22 protein-coding genes and 2 pseudogenes are annotated in these 22,452 nt (G+C 74.5%); 4 read left to right on the top strand and 20 right to left on the bottom strand.

Going from position 1 to position 22,452, the window contains the following annotated elements; translation table 11 throughout:
* Positions 1-27 precede the first annotated feature (27 nt).
* The gene (locus AC1VL8_RS15055) at positions 28-597 is read left to right on the top strand and encodes a TspO/MBR family protein (protein WP_483075732.1); all 570 of its coding nucleotides are present in this window, start codon (positions 28-30) and stop codon (positions 595-597) included.
* Positions 598-625: 28 nt separating this feature from the next.
* Here the strand turns inward: AC1VL8_RS15055 and hisS are convergent.
* Positions 626-1,986 (bottom strand): annotated as a pseudogene (gene hisS / locus AC1VL8_RS15060) (histidine--tRNA ligase).
* Positions 1,987-1,991: 5 nt separating this feature from the next.
* Positions 1,992-2,714, bottom strand: coding sequence for an MBL fold metallo-hydrolase (locus AC1VL8_RS15065; protein WP_389229420.1), 723 nt, complete (start codon positions 2,712-2,714; stop codon positions 1,992-1,994).
* Positions 2,715-2,890: 176 nt separating this feature from the next.
* On the opposite strand from AC1VL8_RS15065, the gene AC1VL8_RS15070 reads away from it, so the two are divergent.
* The 3 genes from AC1VL8_RS15070 to AC1VL8_RS15080 all read left to right on the top strand — a co-directional run bounded on the left by AC1VL8_RS15070 (position 2,891) and on the right by AC1VL8_RS15080 (position 6,129).
* Complete coding sequence (locus AC1VL8_RS15070) at positions 2,891-3,673, top strand: peptidylprolyl isomerase (RefSeq protein WP_483075733.1); 783 nt, start codon at positions 2,891-2,893, stop codon at positions 3,671-3,673.
* Complete coding sequence (locus tag AC1VL8_RS15075; protein WP_483075734.1) at positions 3,670-5,397, top strand: DUF349 domain-containing protein; 1,728 nt, start codon at positions 3,670-3,672, stop codon at positions 5,395-5,397. Before AC1VL8_RS15070 ends, AC1VL8_RS15075 begins: the two co-directional genes overlap by 4 nt.
* 72 nt (positions 5,398-5,469) lie before the next feature.
* The gene (locus tag AC1VL8_RS15080) at positions 5,470-6,129 is read left to right on the top strand and encodes a hypothetical protein (RefSeq protein WP_483075735.1); all 660 of its coding nucleotides are present in this window, start codon (positions 5,470-5,472) and stop codon (positions 6,127-6,129) included.
* A 66-nt stretch (positions 6,130-6,195) separates the two neighbouring features.
* Here the strand turns inward: AC1VL8_RS15080 and AC1VL8_RS15085 are convergent, their stop codons facing one another.
* From AC1VL8_RS15085 to AC1VL8_RS15170, 18 genes and pseudogenes are all read right to left on the bottom strand, one after another.
* Positions 6,196-8,526: a RelA/SpoT family protein gene (locus AC1VL8_RS15085; RefSeq protein ID WP_483075736.1), complete on the bottom strand. Its 2,331-nt coding sequence runs from the start codon at positions 8,524-8,526 to the stop codon at positions 6,196-6,198.
* Between the two features lie 198 nt (positions 8,527-8,724).
* Positions 8,725-9,285 carry an adenine phosphoribosyltransferase gene (locus AC1VL8_RS15090; RefSeq protein WP_389229435.1) on the bottom strand — a complete coding sequence of 187 codons (561 nt, stop codon included), beginning with the start codon at positions 9,283-9,285 and terminating at the stop codon, positions 8,725-8,727.
* A complete protein-coding gene (gene secF, locus AC1VL8_RS15095; RefSeq protein ID WP_483075737.1) occupies positions 9,282-10,388 on the bottom strand; it encodes a protein translocase subunit SecF in 1,107 nt (368 codons plus the stop codon). The genes AC1VL8_RS15090 and secF overlap by 4 nt, the downstream gene beginning before the upstream one ends.
* A complete protein-coding gene (secD, locus tag AC1VL8_RS15100; protein WP_483075738.1) occupies positions 10,388-12,361 on the bottom strand; it encodes a protein translocase subunit SecD in 1,974 nt (657 codons plus the stop codon). The genes secF and secD overlap by 1 nt, the downstream gene beginning before the upstream one ends.
* A gap of 98 nt (positions 12,362-12,459) precedes the next feature.
* The gene (yajC, locus tag AC1VL8_RS15105; protein ID WP_483075739.1) at positions 12,460-12,891 is read right to left on the bottom strand and encodes a preprotein translocase subunit YajC; all 432 of its coding nucleotides are present in this window, start codon (positions 12,889-12,891) and stop codon (positions 12,460-12,462) included.
* Positions 12,892-12,984: 93 nt separating this feature from the next.
* Positions 12,985-14,055, bottom strand: a complete 1,071-nt coding sequence (ruvB, locus tag AC1VL8_RS15110; RefSeq protein WP_483075740.1) for a Holliday junction branch migration DNA helicase RuvB — start codon at positions 14,053-14,055, stop codon at positions 12,985-12,987.
* Positions 14,048-14,668 (bottom strand): Holliday junction branch migration protein RuvA, encoded by a 621-nt coding sequence (gene ruvA / locus AC1VL8_RS15115; protein WP_483075741.1) that lies wholly within the window; start codon positions 14,666-14,668, stop codon positions 14,048-14,050. The genes ruvB and ruvA overlap by 8 nt, the downstream gene beginning before the upstream one ends.
* Before the next feature lie 94 nt (positions 14,669-14,762).
* Positions 14,763-15,332, bottom strand: coding sequence for a crossover junction endodeoxyribonuclease RuvC (gene ruvC, locus AC1VL8_RS15120; RefSeq protein ID WP_483075742.1), 570 nt, complete (start codon positions 15,330-15,332; stop codon positions 14,763-14,765).
* Between the two features lie 248 nt (positions 15,333-15,580).
* Positions 15,581-16,339 (bottom strand): YebC/PmpR family DNA-binding transcriptional regulator, encoded by a 759-nt coding sequence (locus tag AC1VL8_RS15125; RefSeq protein WP_389229457.1) that lies wholly within the window; start codon positions 16,337-16,339, stop codon positions 15,581-15,583.
* Between the two features lie 87 nt (positions 16,340-16,426).
* Positions 16,427-17,044 (bottom strand): pyridoxal 5'-phosphate synthase glutaminase subunit PdxT, encoded by a 618-nt coding sequence (gene pdxT, locus AC1VL8_RS15130; RefSeq protein WP_483075743.1) that lies wholly within the window; start codon positions 17,042-17,044, stop codon positions 16,427-16,429.
* Positions 17,045-17,053: 9 nt separating this feature from the next.
* A complete protein-coding gene (locus AC1VL8_RS15135) occupies positions 17,054-18,256 on the bottom strand; it encodes a pyridoxal phosphate-dependent aminotransferase (protein WP_483076265.1) in 1,203 nt (400 codons plus the stop codon).
* 41 nt (positions 18,257-18,297) lie between these two features.
* Positions 18,298-18,585 (bottom strand): NUDIX hydrolase, encoded by a 288-nt coding sequence (locus tag AC1VL8_RS15140; protein WP_483076285.1) that lies wholly within the window; start codon positions 18,583-18,585, stop codon positions 18,298-18,300.
* Positions 18,586-18,670: 85 nt separating this feature from the next.
* Positions 18,671-18,832, bottom strand: a pseudogene (locus AC1VL8_RS15145) (NUDIX domain-containing protein); the annotation flags it as partial.
* A 35-nt stretch (positions 18,833-18,867) separates the two neighbouring features.
* Entirely contained in the window at positions 18,868-19,212 is a 345-nt protein-coding gene (locus AC1VL8_RS15150; RefSeq protein WP_483075744.1) for a type II toxin-antitoxin system PemK/MazF family toxin, read from the bottom strand.
* Positions 19,206-19,454: a ribbon-helix-helix protein, CopG family gene (locus AC1VL8_RS15155; protein ID WP_483075745.1), complete on the bottom strand. Its 249-nt coding sequence runs from the start codon at positions 19,452-19,454 to the stop codon at positions 19,206-19,208. The genes AC1VL8_RS15150 and AC1VL8_RS15155 overlap by 7 nt, the downstream gene beginning before the upstream one ends.
* A 124-nt stretch (positions 19,455-19,578) precedes the next feature.
* Positions 19,579-20,502 carry a pyridoxal 5'-phosphate synthase lyase subunit PdxS gene (gene pdxS / locus AC1VL8_RS15160; RefSeq protein ID WP_389229469.1) on the bottom strand — a complete coding sequence of 308 codons (924 nt, stop codon included), beginning with the start codon at positions 20,500-20,502 and terminating at the stop codon, positions 19,579-19,581.
* A 117-nt stretch (positions 20,503-20,619) separates the two neighbouring features.
* Positions 20,620-21,051 (bottom strand): hypothetical protein, encoded by a 432-nt coding sequence (locus tag AC1VL8_RS15165; RefSeq protein WP_483075746.1) that lies wholly within the window; start codon positions 21,049-21,051, stop codon positions 20,620-20,622.
* Positions 21,052-21,240: 189 nt separating this feature from the next.
* Positions 21,241-22,434, bottom strand: a complete 1,194-nt coding sequence (locus AC1VL8_RS15170) for a glycosyltransferase family 4 protein (protein WP_483076266.1) — start codon at positions 22,432-22,434, stop codon at positions 21,241-21,243.
* Positions 22,435-22,452: the final 18 nt, after the last annotated feature.

Below are 22,452 nucleotides of genomic sequence, written 5' to 3' on the forward strand. Positions count from 1 at the left end.
TCCGGCACGAGGGCCGACCGTGGAGCCATGACCTCCGCGAACCCGGCCCGGCCCACCCGCTCCCCCGACCCGCGGACCGCCGCGCGCCGCGACGTGCCGACCGACCCGGACGCGGGCGCGCGCCGCGGCCGGCGCGGCTGGCTCGTGCTGGCGGGCCTGCTGCTGCTCAACGTCCTGGTCGCCGCCGGCGGCGGGATCGCGTCGACCTCGGGGGTCGACGGCTGGTACGCGGACGCCGCGAAGCCCGCGTGGACCCCGCCGAACTGGGTGTTCGGGCCCGCGTGGACGGTGCTGTACACGCTGATGGCGGTGGCGGCGTGGCTGCTGTGGCGGCGGCACGGGGCACGGGTGGCACGCACGGCCCTGGTGCTCTACGGCGTGCAGCTGGCGCTGAACGCCGCCTGGACCCCGGTGTTCTTCGGCGCGGAGCAGCTGGGTCTGGGCCTGGCGATCATCCTCGCGCTCGAGCTGGCGCTGGTCGCCACGATCGTCGCGTTCCACCGGCTGACCCCGTGGATCGCCTGGCTGCTCGGGCCCTACCTGGCCTGGGTGCTGTTCGCCACGACGCTGAACGCCGGGGTCGCCGCGCTGGCCTGAGCGCGGCGACCCGGTGGACGCGCGGGGGTCACTCCCCCGCCGGCACGACCCGGGGCCACAGGTCCTCGGCGGGCGGCGCCCACGTCGCGGCGTCGGCGTCGACCTGCTCGCCGGAGCGGATGTCCTTCACCTGGTCCGCGGCGCCGTCCTCGGCGGCCGGGAACCAGACGAACGGGATCCCCCGCCGGTCGGCGTGCTTGATCTGCTTGCCGAACTTGGCGGCGGTCGGGGCGACCTCCACCGGCACCCCGCGCGCCCGCAGGGCGACGGCCACGGCGTCGGACGCCGGCCGGGTCGCCTCGTCGGTCACCGCGACCAGGACCGCCGCGGGCACCCCGCGGGTCGCCCGCACGAGCCCCGCGGTCAGCAGGCGCGAGACCAGCCGGGACACGCCGATGGAGAGCCCGACGCCGGGGTAGGTCTGCTTGCCGTCCGAGGCGAGGGTGTCGTACCGCCCGCCCGAGCAGATCGACCCGAGCTGCTCGTGGCCGACCAGCACCGTCTCGTAGACCGACCCGGTGTAGTAGTCCAGGCCGCGGGCGATCTTGAGGTCCGCCACGACGACGCCCGGGGCGCGCACCGCCGCCGCCTCGATGAGCTGCCCAGCTCCGCGAGACCCTGCTCCATCAGCTCCGAGGTGACGCCGTGGGCGGCCGCCAGCTCCCGCACCCGGTCGACCACGCCGGTGTCCCCGCCGTGGATCGCCGCGAGCGCCAGGCACGCCTGGGCCTGCTCGGACGTGGCGCCGGCCTCGGCGACGAGCAGCCCGGCGACCTTCTCGGCGCCGATCTTGTCGAGCTTGTCGATGCTGCGCAGCACCGCGTCGACGTCCTCGAGCCCCAGCCCGCGGTAGAACCCCTCGGCGACGCGCCGGTTGTTCACCAGGATCCGCACGGGGGGCACGCCGATGTCCCGCAGGGCGCCGAGCGCCTCCGCCATCACCAGCGGCAGGTCGACCTCGTAGTGGTAGGGCAGGTCGCCGGCGCCCACCACGTCGATGTCGGCCTGCACGAACTCGCGGAACCGGCCGTCCTGGGGCCGCTCGCCGCGCCAGACCTTCTGGATCTGGTAGCGCTGGAACGGGAACGCGAGGTGGCCGGCGTTCTCCAGCACGTACCGCGCGAACGGCACGGTGAGGTCGAAGTGCAGCCCGAGCTGGCCGGAGCGGTCGCCGTCGCCCTCCTCCTGGAGCCGGCGCAGCACGTAGACCTCCTTGGAGGTCTCGCCCTTGCGCAGGAGCTGGTCGAGCGGCTCGACCGCGCGGGTCTCGATGCCCGCGAACCCGTGCAGCTCGAAGGTGCGCCGCAGGGTGTCGAGGACGTGCTGCTCGACCACGCGGCCGTCGGGGAGCCACTCGGGGAAACCGGACAGAGGAGTCGGACGTGCCATGCGCGTCATCCTGCCAGGTACGGGTTGGTCCTCAGCTCCGCGTCCACCCGGGTGGCGGGGCCGTGGCCCGGCAGCACGTGGGTGCCGGGCGGAAGGGCGGCGACGACCTCGCGCAGCGTCGTCGCCATCGTGGCCGGGTCCCCGCCCGGCAGGTCGGTGCGCCCGACCGAGCCCGCGAACAGGACGTCCCCGGTGAACGCCACCTGCTCGTCGCCGGCGTCGAGCAGGTACAGCGTCGAGCCCTCGGTGTGGCCCGGGGCGTGCCGGGCGACCAGGCGGACCCCGCCGAGCACGAGCTCCGCGTCACGGGTGCGCGGCGCGTCGTCGTCGGCCCCGAAGGCCAGCACCTCCGGCACCGCCGGTGGTGCCGGGTCGACGCCGGCACCGACGACGGCGGCGAGCAGCCCGTCGGCCAGCGCCCGGGCCGTGGGGTCCGCGGAGCCCAGCCCGAGGCTGCCCAGCGGGTCGGCGACCCGGTACGCGTCGCGCGCGTGCAGCCGCACCGGGACGCCCGCGGCCTCCGCGACGGCACCGGCGTCCCACAGGTGGTCGGCGTGCCCGTGGGTCACCACCACCCCCGTGACCCGCAGCCCGTGCGCCGTCACGGTCCGCGCGACGTCGTCCGCCACGCCCGCCCCCGGGTCGACCACCACGCAGGTGCCGTCGTCGGCCGCGACGACGTAGCAGGTGGCCGCGAACACGGGTGAGGTCAGGGCGAGGATGCGCACCCGGACCACGCTAGCGGCGGAGGGCCGCGCCTCTCGGGTGAGCGGCACCGCGCGGCACGCACTCAGGTCCACCCCCGGTTGCCTAGACTGTCCCGCGGGCACGGGAGCCACGCGCTCCCGTGCGCCGACGCGGGGGCCCGGCCCGGCGCCGACGACCGAGACGACGAGGAGTGTGCGTGCCGTCCAGCAAGCGCGAGCGCGAGTACGAGCGCCGCCGGTACGAGAAGTGGCAGGAGCGCCGCAGCGCGAAGCAGGCCCGGCGACGCCGGATGCAGGTCGTCGCGGGCGGCGTCGTGGGCGTGCTGGTGCTCGGCACCGCCGTGACGTCCGCACTCCTGCTCGGCGGCAGCGACTCCCCCGCGGACGACACCACCACCACCGCACCCCCGACGGACACCGCGACGGGCGGCGAGGCGCGCACCGGCAACGGCGGCCAGCTGCCCGACGCCGCGCTCGCCGAGGGCCGCGCCTGGACGGGCACCCTGACCACCAGCCAGGGCGACATCGGCATCGAGCTCGACGGCGCCGCGGCCCCGCAGGCCGTCGCCAGCTTCGTGACCCTCGCGCAGGAGGGGTACTTCGACGGCACCGACTGCCACCGGCTCGTCACCAGCGGCATCCACGTGCTCCAGTGCGGCGACCCGACGGGCACCGGCACCGGGAGCCCCGGGTACGCATTCGGCCCGATCGAGAACGCCCCGGCGGACGACGTCTACCCCGCCGGCACCATCGCGATGGCCCGCCAGGGCGGCGACGGCGCGTCGATGGGCAGCCAGTTCTTCCTGGTCTACGAGGACTCGACGATCCCCGCGGACCAGGCAGGCGGATACACCGTGTTCGGCCGCATCACGTCGGGCCTCGACGTCGTGCAGGCAGTCGCTGACGCGGGCGTGGACGGTGGTGCCTCCGACGGCACCCCGGCGACCCCCGTCACCATCGAGGGAGTGGAGACCCAGTGACCGAGACGCCCGACGAGCAGCAGCGCTCGCACGACAGCGACGACGCCACCGGCACCGCGCCGGCCGCCGAGGCGGTCACCGGGACGGACGCGCAGGCGCCCGCCGCCGACGACGCGGCCGCGACGGTCGACGCGCCGGCCGAGGAGCCCGCGGCCGAGGAGGCCACGGGCGAGACCGCACCCGAGGCGGACACCGCACCCGAGGCCGACACGGCACCCGAGGCCGACACGGCACCCGAGGCTGAGGCGCCCGAGGCCGAGGCCGAGGCGCCCACGCCCGAGGCGGAGGCCGCAGGGGAGCGCCCCGCGGAGCAGGACGCCCCCGCGGCGCCCCCCGCCCCCGCGCCGCGCCCCCCGTTGCCCAGCGCCATGCGCCCCCGCCCGGTGCCGCGCCCCGCCGCCCCGGGAGCCGCCGCCCCGGCGTCCGCGCCCGTGGTGCCGGTCCCGGTCCCGGACGACTCCGCCGAGGCGGCTGCGGCGACCGCGTTCGGCCGGGTGGACGAGGACGGCGCCGTCTACGTCCGCGAGGCCGCCGGCGAGCGCGCCGTGGGCCAGTTCCCGGGCGCCACGCCCGAGGAGGCCCTGGCGCTGTACGTCCGCCGGTTCCTCGACCTGCAGGCCAAGGTCTCCGTGTTCGAGGCGCGCCTCCAGGCGACTGACCTCGCCGTCAAGGAGATCGACCAGACGCTCAACCGGCTCACCGAGGAGACCGCGGAGCCCGCGGCCGTCGGCGACCTGGACGCCCTGCGGGCCCGCGTCGAGGCGCTGCGCCCGGTCGCGGCCGAGCGTCGCGCCGCGGTCGAGGCCGAGCGAGCCGCGGCCCGGCAGGTCGCGCTCGCCGCACGTGAGCAGATCGTCGAGCGCGCCGAGAAGATCGCCGCGACCGACCCCGCCCGGATGCAGTGGCGGCCCGCCGGTGAGCAGCTGCGCACCCTCCTCGACGAGTGGAAGGAGGCGCAGCGGTCCGGACCGCGCGTCGACCGCACCTCGGAGGAGGCGCTGTGGAAGCGGTTCAGCCACGCGCGGACCACGTTCGACCGGGAGCGGCGGCACTACTTCGCCGAGCTCGAGTCCCGGAACGCCGGCGCCAAGCAGGCCAAGGAGGCGATCGTCCGCGAGGCCGAGCGCCTGCAGACCAGCACCGACTGGGGCGCCACCGCGGGCGCGTACCGCGACCTGATGACGCAGTGGAAGGCCGCGGGCCGCGCGAGCCGCAACGACGACGACGCCCTGTGGGCCCGGTTCCGGGCCGCGCAGGACACGTTCTTCCACGCCCGTGACGAGCTGAACGCCGCCACGGACCGGGAGTACGCGGGCAACCTCGAGGTCAAGGAGGCGCTGCTGGTCGAGGCGGAGGCCATCGACGTGTCGAAGGGGCTCGGCCAGGCGAAGGCCGCGCTGCGCTCGATCCAGGACCGCTGGGAGGCCGCCGGCAAGGTCCCGCGCGCCGACATCCAGCGCGTCGAGGCGCGCCTGCGTGCCGTCGAGGGCAAGATCCGCGACGCCGACCAGGACGAGTGGCGCCGGACCAACCCGGAGACCCGGGCGCGCGCCGAGGGCGCCCTGGCGCAGCTGGAGAGCGCGATCGCCCAGCTCGAGGCCGACCTCGAGAAGGCCAAGGCCGGCGGTGACGCCCGCAAGGTCGCCGACGCGCAGGCCGCGCTGGACGCCCGGCGCGCGTGGCTCGAGCAGATCGAGCGCGCCGCGCAGGAGTCGCGCGGCTGACACGCCGCCCGTCGTCCACAGGATGCCGGTCACCTCTCGCCCGACGGGCGGGGTGACCGGCATCCTGCGTCCGTGACCACCGCCCCGACGGCCCGACCGCCAGCCCCCCTCGCCGCCCCGCTCGTCGCCCGGGCCGACCTCGGTGACATCGCCTGGCAGGTCCTCGCGCACGACGGGCACCTCGTGCCGCTCACCGACGACGTCGGCCTGCCCGCCGGGGTCCGGGCCACCCCGGAGCTGCGCGCGGCGGCGCTCGGGCCGGCGCTGCCGCCGCGCTCCGTCGTCGCCCTGGCGTCCGCCGCATGGGTGCACCTCGGCGGACGCGCGCCCCGGGACGTGCACGCCGAGCGCGTGGTCGGACGCAGCGCGGCGAGTCGCGGCGACCCCGGCGGCGAGACGGTGCCGGGCACGACGGGCGCCGGGTCCGGCGTGCGCGACCGGGACGTCGTGCTGCTCGGCGGCGTCGCCGTTACCACGGCCCGCAGGACCGCGTCCGACCTCCTGCTGCGCGCGCCCGCGGACGCCGCGCTCCGCCTGGTGCGCGCGCTGCTCGACGCCGGGCTGGTGGACCTGGCGGAGGTCCGTGCCGACGTGGCCGCCGCGAGCGGCCGCCGCGGGGTGGTCGCGGCGAGCCGCCTCCTCGACGTGCTCGCCCGTCGCCAAGCGCCCACGCCGACCGCCCCGCCCTCGTCACTCGAGGTCGGTCCGTCGGGCCGAGATCGGTCCGTCTGAGGGGCTACCTCGGTCAGGAGGTGCGATCTCGGCGAGGAGCGCGGAGCGGGTGGCGCTGCGGGCCGGTCAGGCGTCGACGACGGGCTGCTCGGCGGCCTTGGCCCCGGTGATCCGGTAGACGTCGAACACGCCCTCGACCTTGCGCACCGCCGACAGCACGGACGCGAGGTGCGACGGCTCGGCCATCTCGAACACGAACCGTGAGATCGCGACCCGGTCGCGGGACGTCGACACCGACGCGGACAGGATGTTCACGTGGTGGTCGGACAGCACCCGCGTGACGTCCGACAGCAGCCGGCTGCGGTCGAGGGCCTCGACCTGGATCTGCACGAGGAACAGGGCCGTGCTCCCCTGGCTCCACTCGACCTCGACCATCCGCTCCGGCTGGGCCTCGAGCGAGCCGACGTTGATGCAGTCCGACCGGTGCACGCTGACGCCCTGGCCGCGGGTCACGAACCCGACGATGTCGTCGCCGGGCACCGGGGTGCAGCACTTGGCGAGCTTGACCCAGATGTCGTCGACGCCCTTGACGACCACACCGGGGTCGCCGGTCCGGACGCGCCGCGTCGTCTGCCCGGGACGCGCGGTCTCGGCGATGTCCTCCTCGGCACCGGGCTCGCCGCCCATCGCGTGCACGAGGCGCTGGACGACGGTCGCGGCGGACACCTGGCCCTCGCCGATCGCCGCGTACAGCGCGGAGACGTCGGCGTAGCGCATCTCGTTCGCGAGCCCGATCAGCGACTCGTGGGACAGCAGGCGCTGGATCGGCAGGTTCTGCTTGCGCATCGCCTTGGCGATGGCGTCCTTGCCGTGCTCGATCGCCTCCTCGCGGCGCTCCTTGGTGAACCACTGCCGGATCTTGTTCCGCGCGCGGGGGCTGGTGACGAACCCGAGCCAGTCGCGCGACGGGCCGGCGGTCTCGGACTTCGAGGTGAACACCTCGATGACGTCGCCGTTCTCCAGCGTCGAGTCCAGCGGGACCAGGCGGCCGTTGACGCGCGCGCCCATCGTCCGGTGGCCGACCTCGGTGTGCACCGCGTAGGCGAAGTCGACCGGGGTCGCGCCGGCGGGCAGCGCCATGACGTCGCCCTTGGGCGTGAAGACGAACACCTCGCCGTCGGCGATCTCGAACCGCAGGGAGTCGAGGAACTCCGAGGGGTCGGCGGTCTCCTTCTGCCAGTCGACGAGCTGGCGCAGCCACGCCATGTCGTTGCCGTCGACGTCGGTGCCGGTCCCCGCGCCCTTGGCGTTCTCCTTGTACTTCCAGTGCGCCGCGACGCCGTACTCCGCACGCCGGTGCATGTCGTGCGTGCGGATCTGGATCTCGACGGGCTTGCCGCCGGGACCGATCACCGTCGTGTGCAGCGACTGGTAGAGGTTGAACTTGGGCATCGCGATGTAGTCCTTGAACCGGCCGGGGACCGGGTTCCACCGCGCGTGCAGGGCGCCGAGCGCCGCGTAGCAGTCGCGCACCGTGTCGACCAGGACGCGCACGCCCACCAGGTCGTAGATGTCCGCGAAGTCGCGTCCGCGCACGATCATCTTCTGGTAGATCGAGTAGTAGTGCTTCGGCCGGCCGGTGACCGTCGCCTTGATCTTGGAGGTGCGCAGGTCGGCGCCGACCTGGTCCCGGACCACGGCCAGGTACTCCTCGCGGGCCGGGGCACGCTCGGCGACCAGGTGCACGATCTCGTCGTAGACCTTCGGGTAGAGGGTCTGGAACGAGAGATCCTCGAGCTTCCACTTGATCGTGTTCATGCCGAGGCGGTGCGCGAGGGGCGCGTAGATCTCGAGCGTCTCGCGGGCCTTCTTCTCGGCGGACGCCGCGGGCACGAACTTCCAGGTCCGGGCGTTGTGCAGCCGGTCGGCGAGCTTGATGACGAGCACGCGGATGTCCCGGGACATCGCGACGACCATCTTGCGGACCGTCTCGGCCTGCGCGGCGTCGCCGTAGGTCACCTTGTCGAGCTTGGTGACGCCGTCGACCAGCATCGCGATCTCGGGGCCGTACTCGGTCCGCAGCTGGTCGAGCGAGTACGACGTGTCCTCGACGGTGTCGTGCAGCAGCGCCGCCGCCAGCGTCGGCGGGGTCATCCCGAGCTCGGCGAGGATCGTCGCGACCGCGACGGGGTGCGTGATGTAGGGGTCGCCGCTCTTGCGCAGCTGGCCGCGGTGGGCGAGCTCGGCGGTGGCGTAGGCGCGCTCGAGGATGCCGAGGTCGGCCTTCGGGTGGTTGGTCCGGACCGCCTGGAGCAGCGGCTCGATGACGGGCGACTGCGCGGGCCCGCGTCCCTGCCCGAACCGGGCCAGGCGCGAGCGCACCCGGCTGGTGCTCCCCGTCGTCGGGGGCACCTCCGGCCGCGGGTCGGGCGTCGACGTCCGAACCTGGTCCGCCATGCGCGCCTCCTGCCCTGCCGGGGCGTGGCCCGGCTGTCCGACGCCGCTGCCCGGGCCCACCGGGGACCCGGTCGGCCCGCCGGTCACCCCGGTGGCACGGCTGATCCGGTCGATTCTACGGCCAGACGACGCGACCGCCGACCGGGCAGGGCGTGGGCCCCGCCGGTCGGCGGTCGCGAGGGCACGGGTGGGCGGCGGTCAGCCGACCTCGAGCAGCGCGTCGACGTGCCGCCCCGCGAGCCGCGACCGGCCCGGCAGGAACGTCAGGTCCATGAGGAACGACAGGCCCACGACCTCGGCACCGCACTCCTCGAGCAGCTCGATGGTCGCCGACGCCGTCCCGCCGGTGGCGAGCACGTCGTCCACGACGAGCACGCGCGCGCCCGGGAACACGGTGAACGGGTGCAGCTCGACCGCGGCCGCGCCGTACTCCAGCTCGTACTCGCGCCGTGCGGTCGGACCGGGCAGCTTGCCCGCCTTGCGCACGGGCAGGAAGCCCGCACCGAGGGCGAGGGCGACGGGTGCGGCGAGGATGAACCCGCGCGCCTCCATGCCGGCGACCAGGTCGATCGGGCCCGGCACCCGGGCGGCCATCTCCTGGACGACGGCGTCGAACGCGGGCCCGTCCGCGAGCAGCGGGGTGATGTCCTTGAACACCACGCCGGCCGTCGGGTAGTCCGGCACGTCCCGGACCAGGGTCTCGATGCGGTCGACGAGCTCCTGCCCGCTGAGGCGTGCCACGTCCTGGGTGCCGCTCATCGCCGGCCCTTCTTCCGCCGCGGCTGCGCCGCGGGTCCCTGGTGCCCGCCGGGGCGGACCTGACCGGTGAACCGCGCGACCGCGACCTCCTCCTGGGAGGCGTCGCCGTCCGCGCCGCCGGCCGCGAGCCGCGCCCGGGCCGCGAGCACGCGCTCGGTGTGCGCGCGGATCGCCGGCTCGCGCTCGCGCAGGGCGACCTCGAGCGGCGTCGCCAGGTAGATCGAGGAGAACGCCCCGACGATCATGCCGACGAACAGGGCCAGCGCGATGTCGCGCAGCGTGCCCGCGCCGAGCACGAACGCCCCGATGAACAGGATCGCCGCGACCGGCAGCAGCGCCACGACCGAGGTGTTGATCGAGCGGACCAGGGTCTGGTTGACCGCGAGGTTCGCGCGCTCCTCGTAGGTGGACCGCGTCTGGTCGGTGACCCCGGCGGTGTTCTCCCGGACCTTGTCGAAGACCACGACCGTGTCGTAGATCGAGTAGCCCAGGATCGTCAGGAAGCCGATCACCGTCGCCGGCGTGACCTCCCAGCCGACCGCGGCGTACACGCCCGCGGTGATGACGAGGTCGTGGAACAGCGCGACGATCGCCGCCAGCGCCATGCGCCAGTTGCGGAAGTAGATCGTCATGACGACCGACACCAGCACGAGGAACACGACGAGGCTCAGCAGCGCCTTGTTCGAGACGTCCTTGCCCCACGTCGGGCCGATGAACGAGCTGGCGACGTCCTCCTCGCCGACGCCGTACGCCTCCTGCAGCGCCGTGCGGACCTGGTCCACCTGCTCGCTGGTGAGCTCGGCGGTCTGGATCCGCAGCGACGAGGCGCCGACGTTGGTCACGCGCGGGACCTCCTCGGCGGAGACCTCCGCGACCGCGTCGACGGCGGGCTGCTGGTCGGTCGAGGACGCGTTGGACACCGTGAACTCGGAGCCGCCGCGGAACTCGATGCCGGGCTGGAGGCCCGGCTTGAACAGCAGGATCGCCGACAGCACGACGAGCACGCCGGAGATGACGAACCAGCGCGTGCGCCTGCCCACGATGTCGTAGGAGCGGCGACCCGTGTAGAGGTCGTTGCCCCACTGGGCGAAGTTGACGGCCATCAGGCGTCGCTCCCCTCGGTGCGTCGAGCGTCGCCGTCACCGGTCGCGTCGGGCGGGTCGTCGGTGGTGGTGGCGTCGGACGGTGCCGCGTCCGACGGGGTGGTGCCGGGGGCGGCACCGGCCTGGGCGGCGCGCGCGGCGGCGCGGCGCTCGGCGATGGTCCCGCCCGGGACGGCCGGGGCGGCCGTCAGGGTCGACGTCGGCGCGTCCAGCGAGGCCGTCGCACCGGACGTGGCGGCGGTGCGGGGGCCGGTGGCCACCCGCCCGCGACCCACGTAGCGGGTGCCGCCGGTGGCGCCGAGACGCCGCGGGTCCAGGCCGGACAGCGGGTGCCCGCCGCCCCAGAACTTCGTCTTCGCGACCAGGCGCATCACGGGGTGCGTGAAGGTGAACACGATGAGCAGGTCGAGCAGCGTGGTGAGGCCGAGCGTGAACGCGAAGCCCCGGACCGACCCGACCGCGAGGAAGTACAGGACGATCGCGGCGAGGAAGTTCACCGCGTCGGACGCGAGGATCGTGCGACGCGCCCGCTCCCAGCCACGGTCGACGGCCGCGACCAGCGTCCGGCCCTCGCGGAGCTCGTCGCGGATGCGCTCGAAGTACACGATGAACGAGTCCGCGGTGATGCCGATCGCGACGATCAACCCCGCGACGCCGGGCAGCGACAGGCGGTACCCCTGCGTCCAGGACAGCAGGGTGATGACGCCGTAGGTGAGCAGGCCGGCGATCACGAGGGACGCGACCGTGACCAGGCCGAGCGCCCGGTACTGGAAGAACGAGTACAGGACGACCAGCAGCAGGCCGATGAGGCCGGCGATCAGGCCCTTCTCCAGCTGCTCGGAGCCGAGCGTCGCGGAGATCTGCTCCTCGCTCTGCACCTCGAAGCTCAGCGGCAGGGCGCCGAACTTCAGCTGGTTGGCGAGGGCCGCCGCGCTCTCGCGCGTGAACTGGCCGGTGATCTCGGCCTTGCCGTCCGAGATGATGACGCCGGGGCTCAGGCTCGGCGCCGAGATGACCAGGCCGTCGAGCACGATGGCGAACTGGTTCTGCGGCGACGTCAGACCCTGGAGGCGCTCGGTCACGTCCGCGAACTCGCGGGTGCCCTGGCGGTCGAACTCCAGGTTGACGGCCCAGGTGTTGGTGGTCGCGCCGGACGGGCTCACGGACAGGCCGGAGCTCGCGTTGGCGATCCGGGCGCCCTCGACCTCAATCGGGCCGAGGACGTACTTGAGCGTGCCGCTCGGGTCGCAGGTGACCAAGGCCTTGTCGGCCGGGCCCTGCAGGCCGCCGGTGAGGTTCGCGGGATCGGTGCAGTCGAGCTCGTCGAACCGGGCCTGGACCGCCGGGGTGATGTAGTACGCGGCGTCGCTGGCGTTGTCCGGCGCGGCCTTCGTGGGCTCGTCGGACGGCTCGGCTGCCGGGTCGGCGGCGGGGTCGGTCGCCGCGTCGGTCGGCGCGGTCGTGGCCGCCGGGTCGGCGGCGGGGTCAGCGGTGGCGTCGGTCGGCGCGGTCGTCGCCGCCGGATCGGCCGCCGGGTCCGTCGCTGCCGGGTCGGTCGCGGCGGGGTCCGTCGGCGCGGGTGCGCCGTAGGTCAGCACCGGCCGGAACTCCATCTGGGCGGAGGTCCGCACCAGGTCCAGGGTCTCCTCGCTGGGCCTGCCGGGCAGCGCGACGACGATGTTCGACCCGCCCTGGCTGGTGATCTCGGCCTCGGCGACACCCGAGGAGTCGACCCGCTGCCGGATCACCTCGATCGCCTGGGAGATCGTCTCGTTCGTGACGCGGGACTCGTCCTGCGCGACCGGCGCGAGGATCAGCTGCGTGCCGCCCTCGAGGTCGAGCGCGAGCTTCGGGGTCCACGTCGCGTCGGACCACTTGGTCCCCGCGAGCACCGCCCCGAAGACGGCGACCGTGATGACGGCGAGCGTGAGGAGCGTGCGCGCCGGGTGCCGGCGGCGGCTGGGTGGGGCCAACGGGATCGTCTTCTCTCGTGCGCGTACCGCCCGCTGTCGGCGGGCGGTACGGGTGGTGGGTCACCGGCCCCCGCTGCTGCGGGGGCCGGCACCCTCGACTACTTCTTGTCCGGCGACGCGGGACCCTCGTCGTCGCGGCCGTCCTCGCCGCGCGGGGGCTGGAGCGACGACAGGTCGTCCGGCACGTCGATCCGGCCCGGCGGGACCGCGCCCGGCTCGTCGCGCCACTCGACGTCGTCGTCGTCCGCGACGTCGGTGTCCTCGACGTCCTCGACCGGCGGCTCGACGAGGCGCGCGATCGCGGCCTTGATCCAGCGCGTCCGGCTGCCCGGGGTGGACTCGAGGACCACGACGTCACCGTCGACCTCGACGACCGTCCCGTACATCCCGGACCCCGTCATGACCTCCTGGCCGGGCTGGAGGTTGTCGCGGAAGCTCAGCTGCTTCTGCTGCGCCTTCCGCTGCCGGCTCGACAGCAGGAACATCGCCCCGAGGCCGATGACGAGGATGACGAGGAAGGTGGGATCCACGAAGAACAGCTCCTGATCGCTTCAGATGACCGCCGCAGTCTATTCGCCACGGCTCCGGGGTCCTAACGTCTCGGTGCTCCCGGCGGTTCCCACCTAGCCGAACAGGGTCCCCGTGGGTGCCGGCGCCGCGAGCCCGAGGTGCGCCCACGCGTCGGGGGTCGCGACCCGCCCGCGCGGGGTCCGGCCGATGAGGCCCTCGCGCACGAGGAACGGCTCCGCGACGGTCTCGACCGTCTCCGGCTCCTCGCCGACCGCGACGGCCAGCGTGGTCAGCCCGACCGGCCCGCCGCCGAACCGCGTGCACAGCGCCGTCAGCACCGCCCGGTCCAGGCGGTCCAGGCCGCGGTGGTCGACCTCGTAGACCTCGAGCGCCGCCTGCGCCGCGACCAGGGACAGGGTCCCGTCGCCGCGCACCTGCGCCCAGTCGCGCACCCGGCGCAGCAGCCGGTTCGCGATGCGCGGCGTACCACGGGACCGCGAGGCGATCTCCCCCGCCGCCTCCACGGCGAGCGGCACCCCGAGCAGGCCCGCCGACCGCAGGAGCACGCGCTCGAGCTCGTCGTCCGCGTAGAAGTCCAGGTGGCCGGTGAAGCCGAACCGGTCGCGCAGCGGCGCGGGCAGCAGCCCCGCGCGCGTCGTCGCGCCGACGACCGTGAACGGCGGCAGCGACAGCGGGATCGCGCTCGCGCCCGCGCCCTTGCCGACCACGACGTCGACCCGGAAGTCCTCCATCGCGACGTACAGCAGCTCCTCGGCGGGCCGCGCCAGCCGGTGGATCTCGTCGAGGAACAGCACCTCGCCCTCCTCCAGGGAGGACAGCACCGCGGCGAGGTCCCCGGCGTGCTGGATCGCAGGGCCGCTGGTGATCCGCAGGGAGGCGCCGAGCTCGGCGGCGATGATCATCGCGAGCGTCGTCTTCCCGAGCCCGGGCGGGCCGGAGAGCAGCACGTGGTCCGGCGCGCGGCCGCGGCCGATCGCGGCCTCCAGCACCAGCGACAGCTGGTCCCGGACGACCTTCTGCCCCACGAACTCGTCGAGGTGGCGGGGGCGCAGCGCCGCCTCGGCCGCGCGCTCCAGCTCGTCGGCGCCCGGTCGCACGACCGACTCGGGCCCGAGGTCGACGCCGAGGTCCACGTCGTCCGGGAGCCCGCGCGCGTCAGCCACGGCCGCCGCCCAGGGTCCGCAGCGCCGCCCGCAGCACGCCGGCGACCTCGTCCTCCCCCACGGGCTCGGTGCTGCCGTCGAGCACCGTCGCGACCGCGTCCTGCGCGGCCTTCGCGTTCCAGCCCAGCCCGACCAGCGCCTCGACCACCTGCTCGCGGCGGTCGAGCGGCCCGGCGGGCGTCGCGGGACGACCGTCGACCGCGACCGCCGCCGGGGCGCCGAGCCGGTCGGCGAGCTCCAGCACGATGCGCTGGGCGCCCTTCTGGCCGATGCCGGGCACCCGCTTCAGCGCCGCGAGGTCCTCCGCGGCGACGGCGCGCCGCAGGCCGTCCGGGGTGTGCACGGCGAGCATCGCCAGTGCGAGCCGGGGGCCGACGCCGCTGACGGACTGCAGCACCTCGAACACCTCGCGCTCGTCGTCGTCCGGGAAGCCGAACAGCGTCAGCGAGTCCTCCCGCACCACCAGCGCGGTGTGCAGCGTGGCCGTCTGGCCGACCCGCAGCCCAGCCAGGGTCGCCGGGGTGGCCTGCACGAGCATGCCCACCCCGTTGACCTCCACCACGGCGGCGTCCAGCCGCACGGCCTGCACCGTCCCGTGCACCGAGGCGATCACACCGGCTCCTTCCCGTCGGACGTCGCGAGCAGTCTGCCACGGGTGCGAACACCTGTACGAACGACACGCGTGCGCCCGGTCCGGCCGGGACGCCTCAGGCGCGCACCCGGCGGGCCGCCTGCTCGGCCTGCGCCCACGCGGCCTGCGCGGCGGTCATCGACCCGGGGGCGCGCTGCGGGGCACCGACCGCACCGGCCGGTCGCCACAGGTGGCAGATCGCCAGGGCCAGCGCGTCGGCGGCGTCCGCCGGCTTCGGTAGCTCGTCCAGCGACAGCAGGCGCTGGACCATCGTCTGCACCTGCGGCTTGTCCGCGCGCCCGTTGCCGGTGACCGCGGCCTTGACCTCCGACGGCGTGTGCATCGCCACGGGGATCTTCCGGCGGGCCGCGGCGAGCATCGCGATCCCCGCGACCTGCGCCGTGCCCATCACGGTCCGGACGTTGTGCTGGGCGAACACCCGCTCGACGGCGAGGGCGTCCGGGGCGTGCTCCTCGAGCCACTCGTCGATGTGCGCGGCGATCAGCAGCAGCCGCTGGTCGATGTCCGCGGTCGGCGGGCTCTGCGCCACGCCCACGGCGACCATCCGCACCCGCCGCCCGGGGAGCCCGTCGACCACCCCCAGCCCGCACCGGGTCAGCCCAGGGTCCACACCGAGTACGCGCACCGGTCCAGTCTCCCAGCCCGCCCCGACCCGGGGTGGATCCACCCGGCCGGACACGCCGGTGCGTGTCGCCCGTCTCGTTCCACACATCCCCGGGCTGGATCCACTCCGGGGTGGGGCCGACCCGGTGGATCCACCACGGGAGGTGCGGGCCGACCGGGTGGATCCACCCCGGCGTGGTGCGGGAGGGCCGGACGCGACGACGCCCCGCGCGGCACGGGGCCGGGCGGGGCGTCGCGGTGCAGCCGGGCTCAGTCGTCGTTCTCGAGCTCGGCCATGACCTCGTCGGAGGCGTCGAAGTTCGCGTAGACGTTCTGCACGTCGTCGGAGTCCTCGAGCGCGTCGATCAGCCGGAAGATCTTGCGGGCGCCCTCGGCGTCCACCTCGATCTGGGTGGCGGGGTGGAACACGACGTCCGCGGAGTCGTACTCGATGCCGGCCTCCTGCAGGGCCGTGCGGACCGCGACGAGGTCGGTCGCCTCGGATAGGACCTCGAACTGGTCGCCGGCGTCGTTGACCTCCTCGGCGCCCGCGTCCAGGACCGTCATCATGACGTCGTCCTCGGTGGTGCCCTCCTTCGGGACCAGCACCACGCCCTTGCGGGAGAACAGGTACGCCACGGAGCCGGGGTCGGCGAGCTGCCCGCCGCTGCGCGTGAACGCCACGCGGACGTCGGCCGCGGCGCGGTTGCGGTTGTCGGTGAGGCACTCGACCAGGAACGCGACGCCGCCGGGCCCGTAGCCCTCGTAGAGGATCGTCTGGTAGTCGGCGCCGCCGGCCTCCGCCCCGGAGCCGCGCTTGACCGCGCGGTCAATGTTGTCGTTCGGGACCGACGTCTTCTTCGCCTTCTGGATGGCGTCGAACAGCGTCGGGTTGCCCGCGGGGTCACCTCCGCCCGTGCGGGCGGCGACCTCGATGTTCTTGATCAGCTTGGCGAACAGCTTGCCGCGCTTCGCGTCGATCGCGGCCTTCTTGTGCTTGGTGGTGGCCCACTTGGAGTGACCCGACATCGCTTCGTACCCTCTCGTTTCCGCAGCAGCCCTGCGTGCCGGTGCCGGCGTCGCAGCGTGACCCGACGGCGGGTCACGCCGGCGCCCTCACCGGGCGTCGCGGACGATCTCGACGAACAGCCGGTGCACCCGCGTGTCCCCCGTCACCTCCGGGTGGAAGGACGTGGCGAGCAACGAGCCCTGGCGCACCGCGACGATCCTACCGGCGGCGGGGCCCGACTCGACGCGCGCGAGCGCCGTGGCGGCCGGACCGACCTCCTCGACCCAGGGCGCGCGGATGAACACGGCGTGCACCGGGTCGGCCGCGCTGTCCGGCACGCCGTCGATCCGCAGGTCCGTCTCGAACGAGTCGACCTGCCGCCCGAACGCGTTCCGGCGCACGGTCACGTCGAGCCCGCCGAGCGTCCGCTGGCCGTCGATGCCGCCGACGATCCGGTCCGCGAGCAGGATCATCCCCGCGCACGAGCCGTAGGCGGGCATCCCGGCGCGGAGCCGGTCGCGCACCGGACCGTCGAGGTCGAACGCGCGCAGGAGCTTGTCGATCGTGGTCGACTCGCCGCCGGGCAGCACGAGGCCGTCGACCGCGTCGAGCTCGCGGGCCCGGCGGACGGCGACCGCGGTGGCCCCGCACGCCTCGAGGGCGGCCAGGTGCTCGCGGACGTCGCCCTGCAGGGCGAGGACACCGATGGTGGAAAGGGTGGTCACCCCGTCATCCTACGAATCCGCGGGCACCGCACGCAGCGCGGTCGCCGGGACGTCGACGGTCCCCCACTGCTCGACCATGTCCGCGACCCGACCCAGGCCCTCGAGCAGCGCGGCGCGCTCGCTCGCGAGCGACACCCGCACCATGCCCTCACCCGCGGCACCGAACGCGCTGCCGGGCGACACGGACACGTGCCGCTCGTCCAGCAGCCGCAGCGCGAACGCCTCGGAGTCGGCGGTCGCCGCGGACACGTCCACCATCAGGTAGAACGCGCCGGCCGGCCGGATGCAGGGCACCCCGCGCCGCGCGAGCAGCGCCATCGCCGCGTCCCGTCGCTCCCGGTAGGACGCGACCGCCGCGACGACGTCGTCCTGCGGGCCGGTCAGCGCCGCGAGGGCCGCGCGCTGGCTCACCGAGGACGGGCAGGCGACCGTGGCCTCCGCGACCTGGCCGAGCAGGTCGATCACACCGGCGTCCCGGGACACCACGTAGCCGAGCCGCCAGCCGGTCATCGCGTAGGTCTTCGAGAAGCTGAAGAACGTCAGGACGCGCCCGTCGGTGTCGAACGTCGCCGGGCTGACGTGCGGCGCGTCGTAGGTGATCGCCTCGTAGCACTCGTCGGAGAACACCCACAGGTCGTGCGCGCGGGCCAGCTCGACCACGCCGGCCAGGAGCTCCGCCGGGTACATCGCGCCGGTCGGGTTGTTGGGCGAGCAGACGACCAGGACGCGCGTCTGCGGCGTGATCGCGGCCTCGATGTCCGCGAGCGTCGGGACGAAGCCGTTCGCCGCGTGCGCAGGATAGGTGGCGACGTCGACTCCCGCGGACACGGCGGCCATCCGCCAGTTCGGGAACTCGGGGTCGGGGATGAGGACGGTCTCGCCCGGCGCGGCCAGCGCGGTGATCGCCATCGCGAGGCCGTGCATGGCGCCGTGCGTCACGACGACGTCCGCCGCCGAGACGTCGAGCCCGTTGACCCGGCGGACCTTCTCGGCCAGCGCCTCGCGCAGCTCGGGGGTGCCGGTGCTCGACGTGTAGGCGGTGTGCCCGAGGGCCGCGTCCCGACCCGCGGCGGCGACGACGTGCGCGGGCGTCGGCACGTCGGGCTCGCCGATCTCGAGGCGGATCGCCTCGGGGTCGCGCATGGCGAGCTCCATGAGCGTGCGGATCCCGCTGCGGTGGATGCGGGTGGCAGGAGACGTCGAGATGGGCACGCCTGACCCTAACCGACGGACGTTACTGGGCAGTAACGCCGTCAGTCGTCGTGCTGGTCCCCGAGGTGGCGGGTCACGCCGTCCCACCCGCGCAGCAGCGGACGGACCAGGTCGGGCAGCCCCTCCGGGAACACCTCCCGGGTCTCCGCGGCCAGGTCGTCCAGGCGCCACCAGCGCAGCTCGTCCAGCACGTCGAGCTCGACCTCGGTCCAGCCGTCCCGCGCGATCGCGTCGGTGTCGAGCGCCGACTCCACCCGCACGAGGAAGAACTCCTCCTCCTGGCGGCAGCGCTGCGCGTAGAAGTCGAAGATGCCCGTGCGGGTCAGCACCGGTCCGACCAGCGTCGCCGGGTCCAGCTTCCAGGCCGGTCTCCTCGCGGACCTCCCGGACCGCCGCCGCCAGGGCGTCCTCGCCGGGGTCGATCCCCCCGCCGACCGTGAACCACCAGGACCGCTCGGGCTGGTCGACGTCGTGGCCGCGGACCAGCAGCAGCCGGTCGTCGGCGTCGAGCAGCAGCACCCGCGCCGCGCGGCGGAACCGCAGGCCGTCGTCGCCGAGCACCCAGTCGTCGAGCATCGGGCCAGCGTAGTTCCCGCCCCGAGGTGCGCCGGTCACAGGGCGACGACGCGCCGCAGCCCGGCGTCGACCTCCGCCATGAGGTTCTGCGGCAGCCGGGCGACGACCGCGTCGACGTCCGCGCGGTCGACGGTCATCGGCTGGGACACGTTCACCACGGAGTCCTTCGGCAGCCCGGACGCGAGCGCGGGGAGGAACACGTTGCCGGGGTGTCGGGCGAGCTCCGTGTTCGAGCTGATCGGCAGCACGACGACCGTGGCGATCCGCGACCGGTTGTACGGGTCGGACTGCACGACCACGGCGGGGCGACGCTTCGCGGGCGCGCTCCCCCGCGGTTCCCCGAAGTCGACCCAGCAGACCCCGCCGCGCTCGATCACCACTCGGGCGAGCCCTCGACCAGCCGGGCGTTGGCCGCGCGGCGGAGCTCGGCCGCGTCCGCCCCCGGCTGACCCGCGTCGCCGATCGCCGCGTCGATCTGCTCGGTCAGGTCGCCGCCGTCCAGCGCGTCCGCGTAGAGCTCGGCGGCGCGTCGGTAGAACTCCGACCGCGTCATCCCGTGCTGGCGGGCGACGCGGTCGAACCGCTCCGCGCTCCGGTCCGGCAGGCTGATCGCGGTCTTCATGCTGGCGACGGTATAACTCTTCCTACCGGCGTGCAACGGCAGGGCAGGGGTGGTGACCCCCATCCCGATCACCACCCCTCGCTCTCACGTCACCCGCGGTGCAGGACCTGCGCGGACCGGCTCGTCACCAGCCGCGCTCGGCCAGCCGGTGCGGCACGGGCACGTCGTCGACGTTGATGCCGACCATCGCCTCGCCGAGCCCGCGCGAGACGTTCGCGATCACGTCCGGGTCGTCGTAGAACGTCGTCGCCTTCACGATGGCGGCGGCGCGCTCGGCCGGGTTGCCGGACTTGAAGATGCCCGAGCCGACGAACACGCCCTCGGCGCCGAGCTGGCGCATCATCGCCGCGTCGGCCGGGGTCGCGATGCCGCCGGCGGTGAACAGCACGACCGGCAGCTTGCCGGCGCGGGCGACCTCGACGACCAGGTCGTACGGCGCCTGGAGCTCCTTCGCCGCGAGGAACAGCTCGTCCTCCGGCAGGGAGGACAGGCGGCGGATCTCGTCGCGGATGGTCCGCATGTGGGTGGTGGCGTTCGAGACGTCACCGGTGCCGGCCTCGCCCTTGGAGCGGATCATCGCCGCGCCCTCGGTGATCCGGCGCAGGGCCTCGCCGAGGTTGGTCGCGCCGCAGACGAACGGCACGGTGAACTGCCACTTGTCGATGTGGTGCGCGTAGTCGGCCGGGGTCAGCACCTCGGACTCGTCGACGTAGTCCACGCCGAGGCTCTGCAGCACCTGCGCCTCGACGAAGTGCCCGATCCGCGCCTTGGCCATCACGGGGATGGACACGGTGCTGACGATGCCGTCGATCAGGTCGGGGTCGCTCATCCGCGCCACGCCGCCCTGCGCACGGATGTCCGCGGGCACCCGCTCGAGCGCCATGACGGCGACCGCACCGGCGTCCTCGGCGATCTTGGCCTGCTCGGCCGTGACGACGTCCATGATCACGCCGCCCTTGAGCATCTCCGCCATGCCGCGCTTCACGCGGGCGGTGCCGACCGCGGGCACGTCGCTGCTGGTGGTGGGCTGGCTGGTCTCGCTGGTCACTGAGGTTCCTCGCAGTTCGACGGGAGGGGGTGGCGGGTTCCACCGTCATCGTAGACGCGGCCGGGGCGGGGTCCGGTCGTCGTCCACAGGGCAGGTGGTGCCGGGACAGGTGGTGCGTCAGGTGGCGGCGGGCGGTGCACCGGGCCGACCCAGGGCGGGCGGCCAGGCGTCGTCGAGCTCGAGCGTCTGCGGCATCGGCGCCCGGCCGGCCAGCCGCAGCGTCCGGACGGCCCAGCCCCGGCGCATCCGCTGCGCCTGCGCGACGGCCTCGTTGTGGAACCGGCGTGCCAGCTGCACCCGGTACCAGGCGTCGGCGAGGGCGTCGAGCAGCTCGTCGGCGCCGGGCTCCTCGCGCAGGGCGGCGACCTCGTCCGGGTCGTCCAGGGCCTCGCGCAGCGTCGAGGACAGCTCGCTCTCGACCAGCCCGCGGTCGGCCGTGGCGCGCGCGGCACCCTCGAGCTCGTCCGGCAGCCGCGCCATCCCCTGCGTCTGGGGCGACCCGGCGGCGATCGCGGCCCACGACGCCTCCCCGATCAGCACGGAGCTCACCCGGGTCGAGCACGCCGGACGCGGCGAGCGTGGACGCGGCCGAGGCGCGACGGACGAGCTGGGTGTCGACGACGGCACCGGACGCGGCGACCTTGCGGTGCAGCCGGTCGATCCTGGACGCCGCCAGCCAGGACCACCAGACCACCAGCAGGACGACCGCGACCACCAGGACCACGGTCTCGGACCAGCTCACTCGTCACCCCTCAAGCGGCGCAGGTCGAGGCGGCGTGCCCCGCGGCGGGACGTCGGGTCCTCGCCCACGGGCGCGGCGCTGCCCTCGACGGCCATCTCGTACACGGTCAGCACCTCGTGGGTGACCGACGACCAGTCGTACCGGCTGACGGCCGCCTCCCCCGCGGCCGCGACGTGCGCCCGGCGGTCGGGGTCGCCCAGCAGGTCGACGAGGGTGCGCGCGAGGTCGGCGGGGTCGCCGGTGCGGAACAGCACACCGGCCCGGCCCTCGTCGAGCACCCGGCGGAACGCGCCGAGGTCGGACGCCACGACGGCCGTGCCGGCGCTCATCGCCTCGACCAGCACGATGCCGAACGACTCGCCGCCGGTCTGCGGCGCGCAGTACACGTCCGCGGACGCGAGCAGCCGCGCCTTCTCCTCGTCGCTGATCCCGCCGAGGAACTCCACCGCGTCCGCGTCGTCGCCCAGCAGCTCGCGGGCCTCGTCCGGCCCGGTCTCGCCGCGACCTGCGACCAGGAACCGGACCCCGGGGAACGCGCGGCGGACCGCGGGCACCGCGTCGAGCAGCACCGGCAGGCCCTTGCGGGACTCGTCGAGCCGGCCGAGGAACACCACGGTCGGCGCCTCGGGCGTCCCGACCCAGCGCGGGTCGGTGCCGGCGCGCGCGAACGCGTCGACGTACACGCCGTTCGGGATCACGACGGCGTCGCCGCCGAGGTGCTCGACCAGCGTCCGCCGGGCGTCCTCGGACACCGCGATCCGCGCGCTGATCTTCTCCAGCGACTGCCGGACCAGCGGGTAGGCGATCTGCAGCGACCGGGACCGGACCAGCGAGGTGTGGAACGTCGCGACGACCGGGCCGTCGGCGATCCACAGCGCGAGCATGCTGAGCGACGGGGTGACGGGCTCGTGCAGGTGCAGGACGTCGAACTCCCCCGCCTCGACCCACCGGCGCACCCGTGCGGCGGTGAGCGGACCGAAGGTGAGCCGGGCGACGGCGCCGTTGTACCGGACCGGCACGGCGCGACCGGCGGAGGTCATGTACTCCGGGATCGGGGTGTCCTCGTCCGCGGGCGCGAGCACGGACACGGTGTGCCCGCGCTCGATCAGCGCCTCGGCGAGGTCCCGGACGTGGAACTGCACGCCGCCGGGCACGTCGAAGGAGTAGGGGCAGACGATCCCGATGCGCAGCGGCCGCGCGGGGGCGGG

Source organism: Cellulomonas sp. KU4C (assembly GCF_056868065.1).

What these genes read in the sequence shown, in the direction of transcription:
- AC1VL8_RS15055 (WP_483075732.1), top strand. Translation starts at nt 28, where the DNA reads ATGACCTCCGCGAACCCGGCCCGGCCCACCCGCTCCCCCGACCCGCGG.
- AC1VL8_RS15085 (WP_483075736.1), bottom strand. Translation starts at nt 8,526, where the DNA reads ATGGCGGACCAGGTTCGGACGTCGACGCCCGACCCGCGGCCGGAGGTG.
- AC1VL8_RS15090 (WP_389229435.1), bottom strand. Translation starts at nt 9,285, where the DNA reads ATGAGCGGCACCCAGGACGTGGCACGCCTCAGCGGGCAGGAGCTCGTC.
- secF (WP_483075737.1), bottom strand. Translation starts at nt 10,388, where the DNA reads ATGGCCGTCAACTTCGCCCAGTGGGGCAACGACCTCTACACGGGTCGC.
- AC1VL8_RS15125 (WP_389229457.1), bottom strand. Translation starts at nt 16,339, where the DNA reads ATGTCGGGTCACTCCAAGTGGGCCACCACCAAGCACAAGAAGGCCGCG.
- AC1VL8_RS15155 (WP_483075745.1), bottom strand. Translation starts at nt 19,454, where the DNA reads ATGAAGACCGCGATCAGCCTGCCGGACCGGAGCGCGGAGCGGTTCGAC.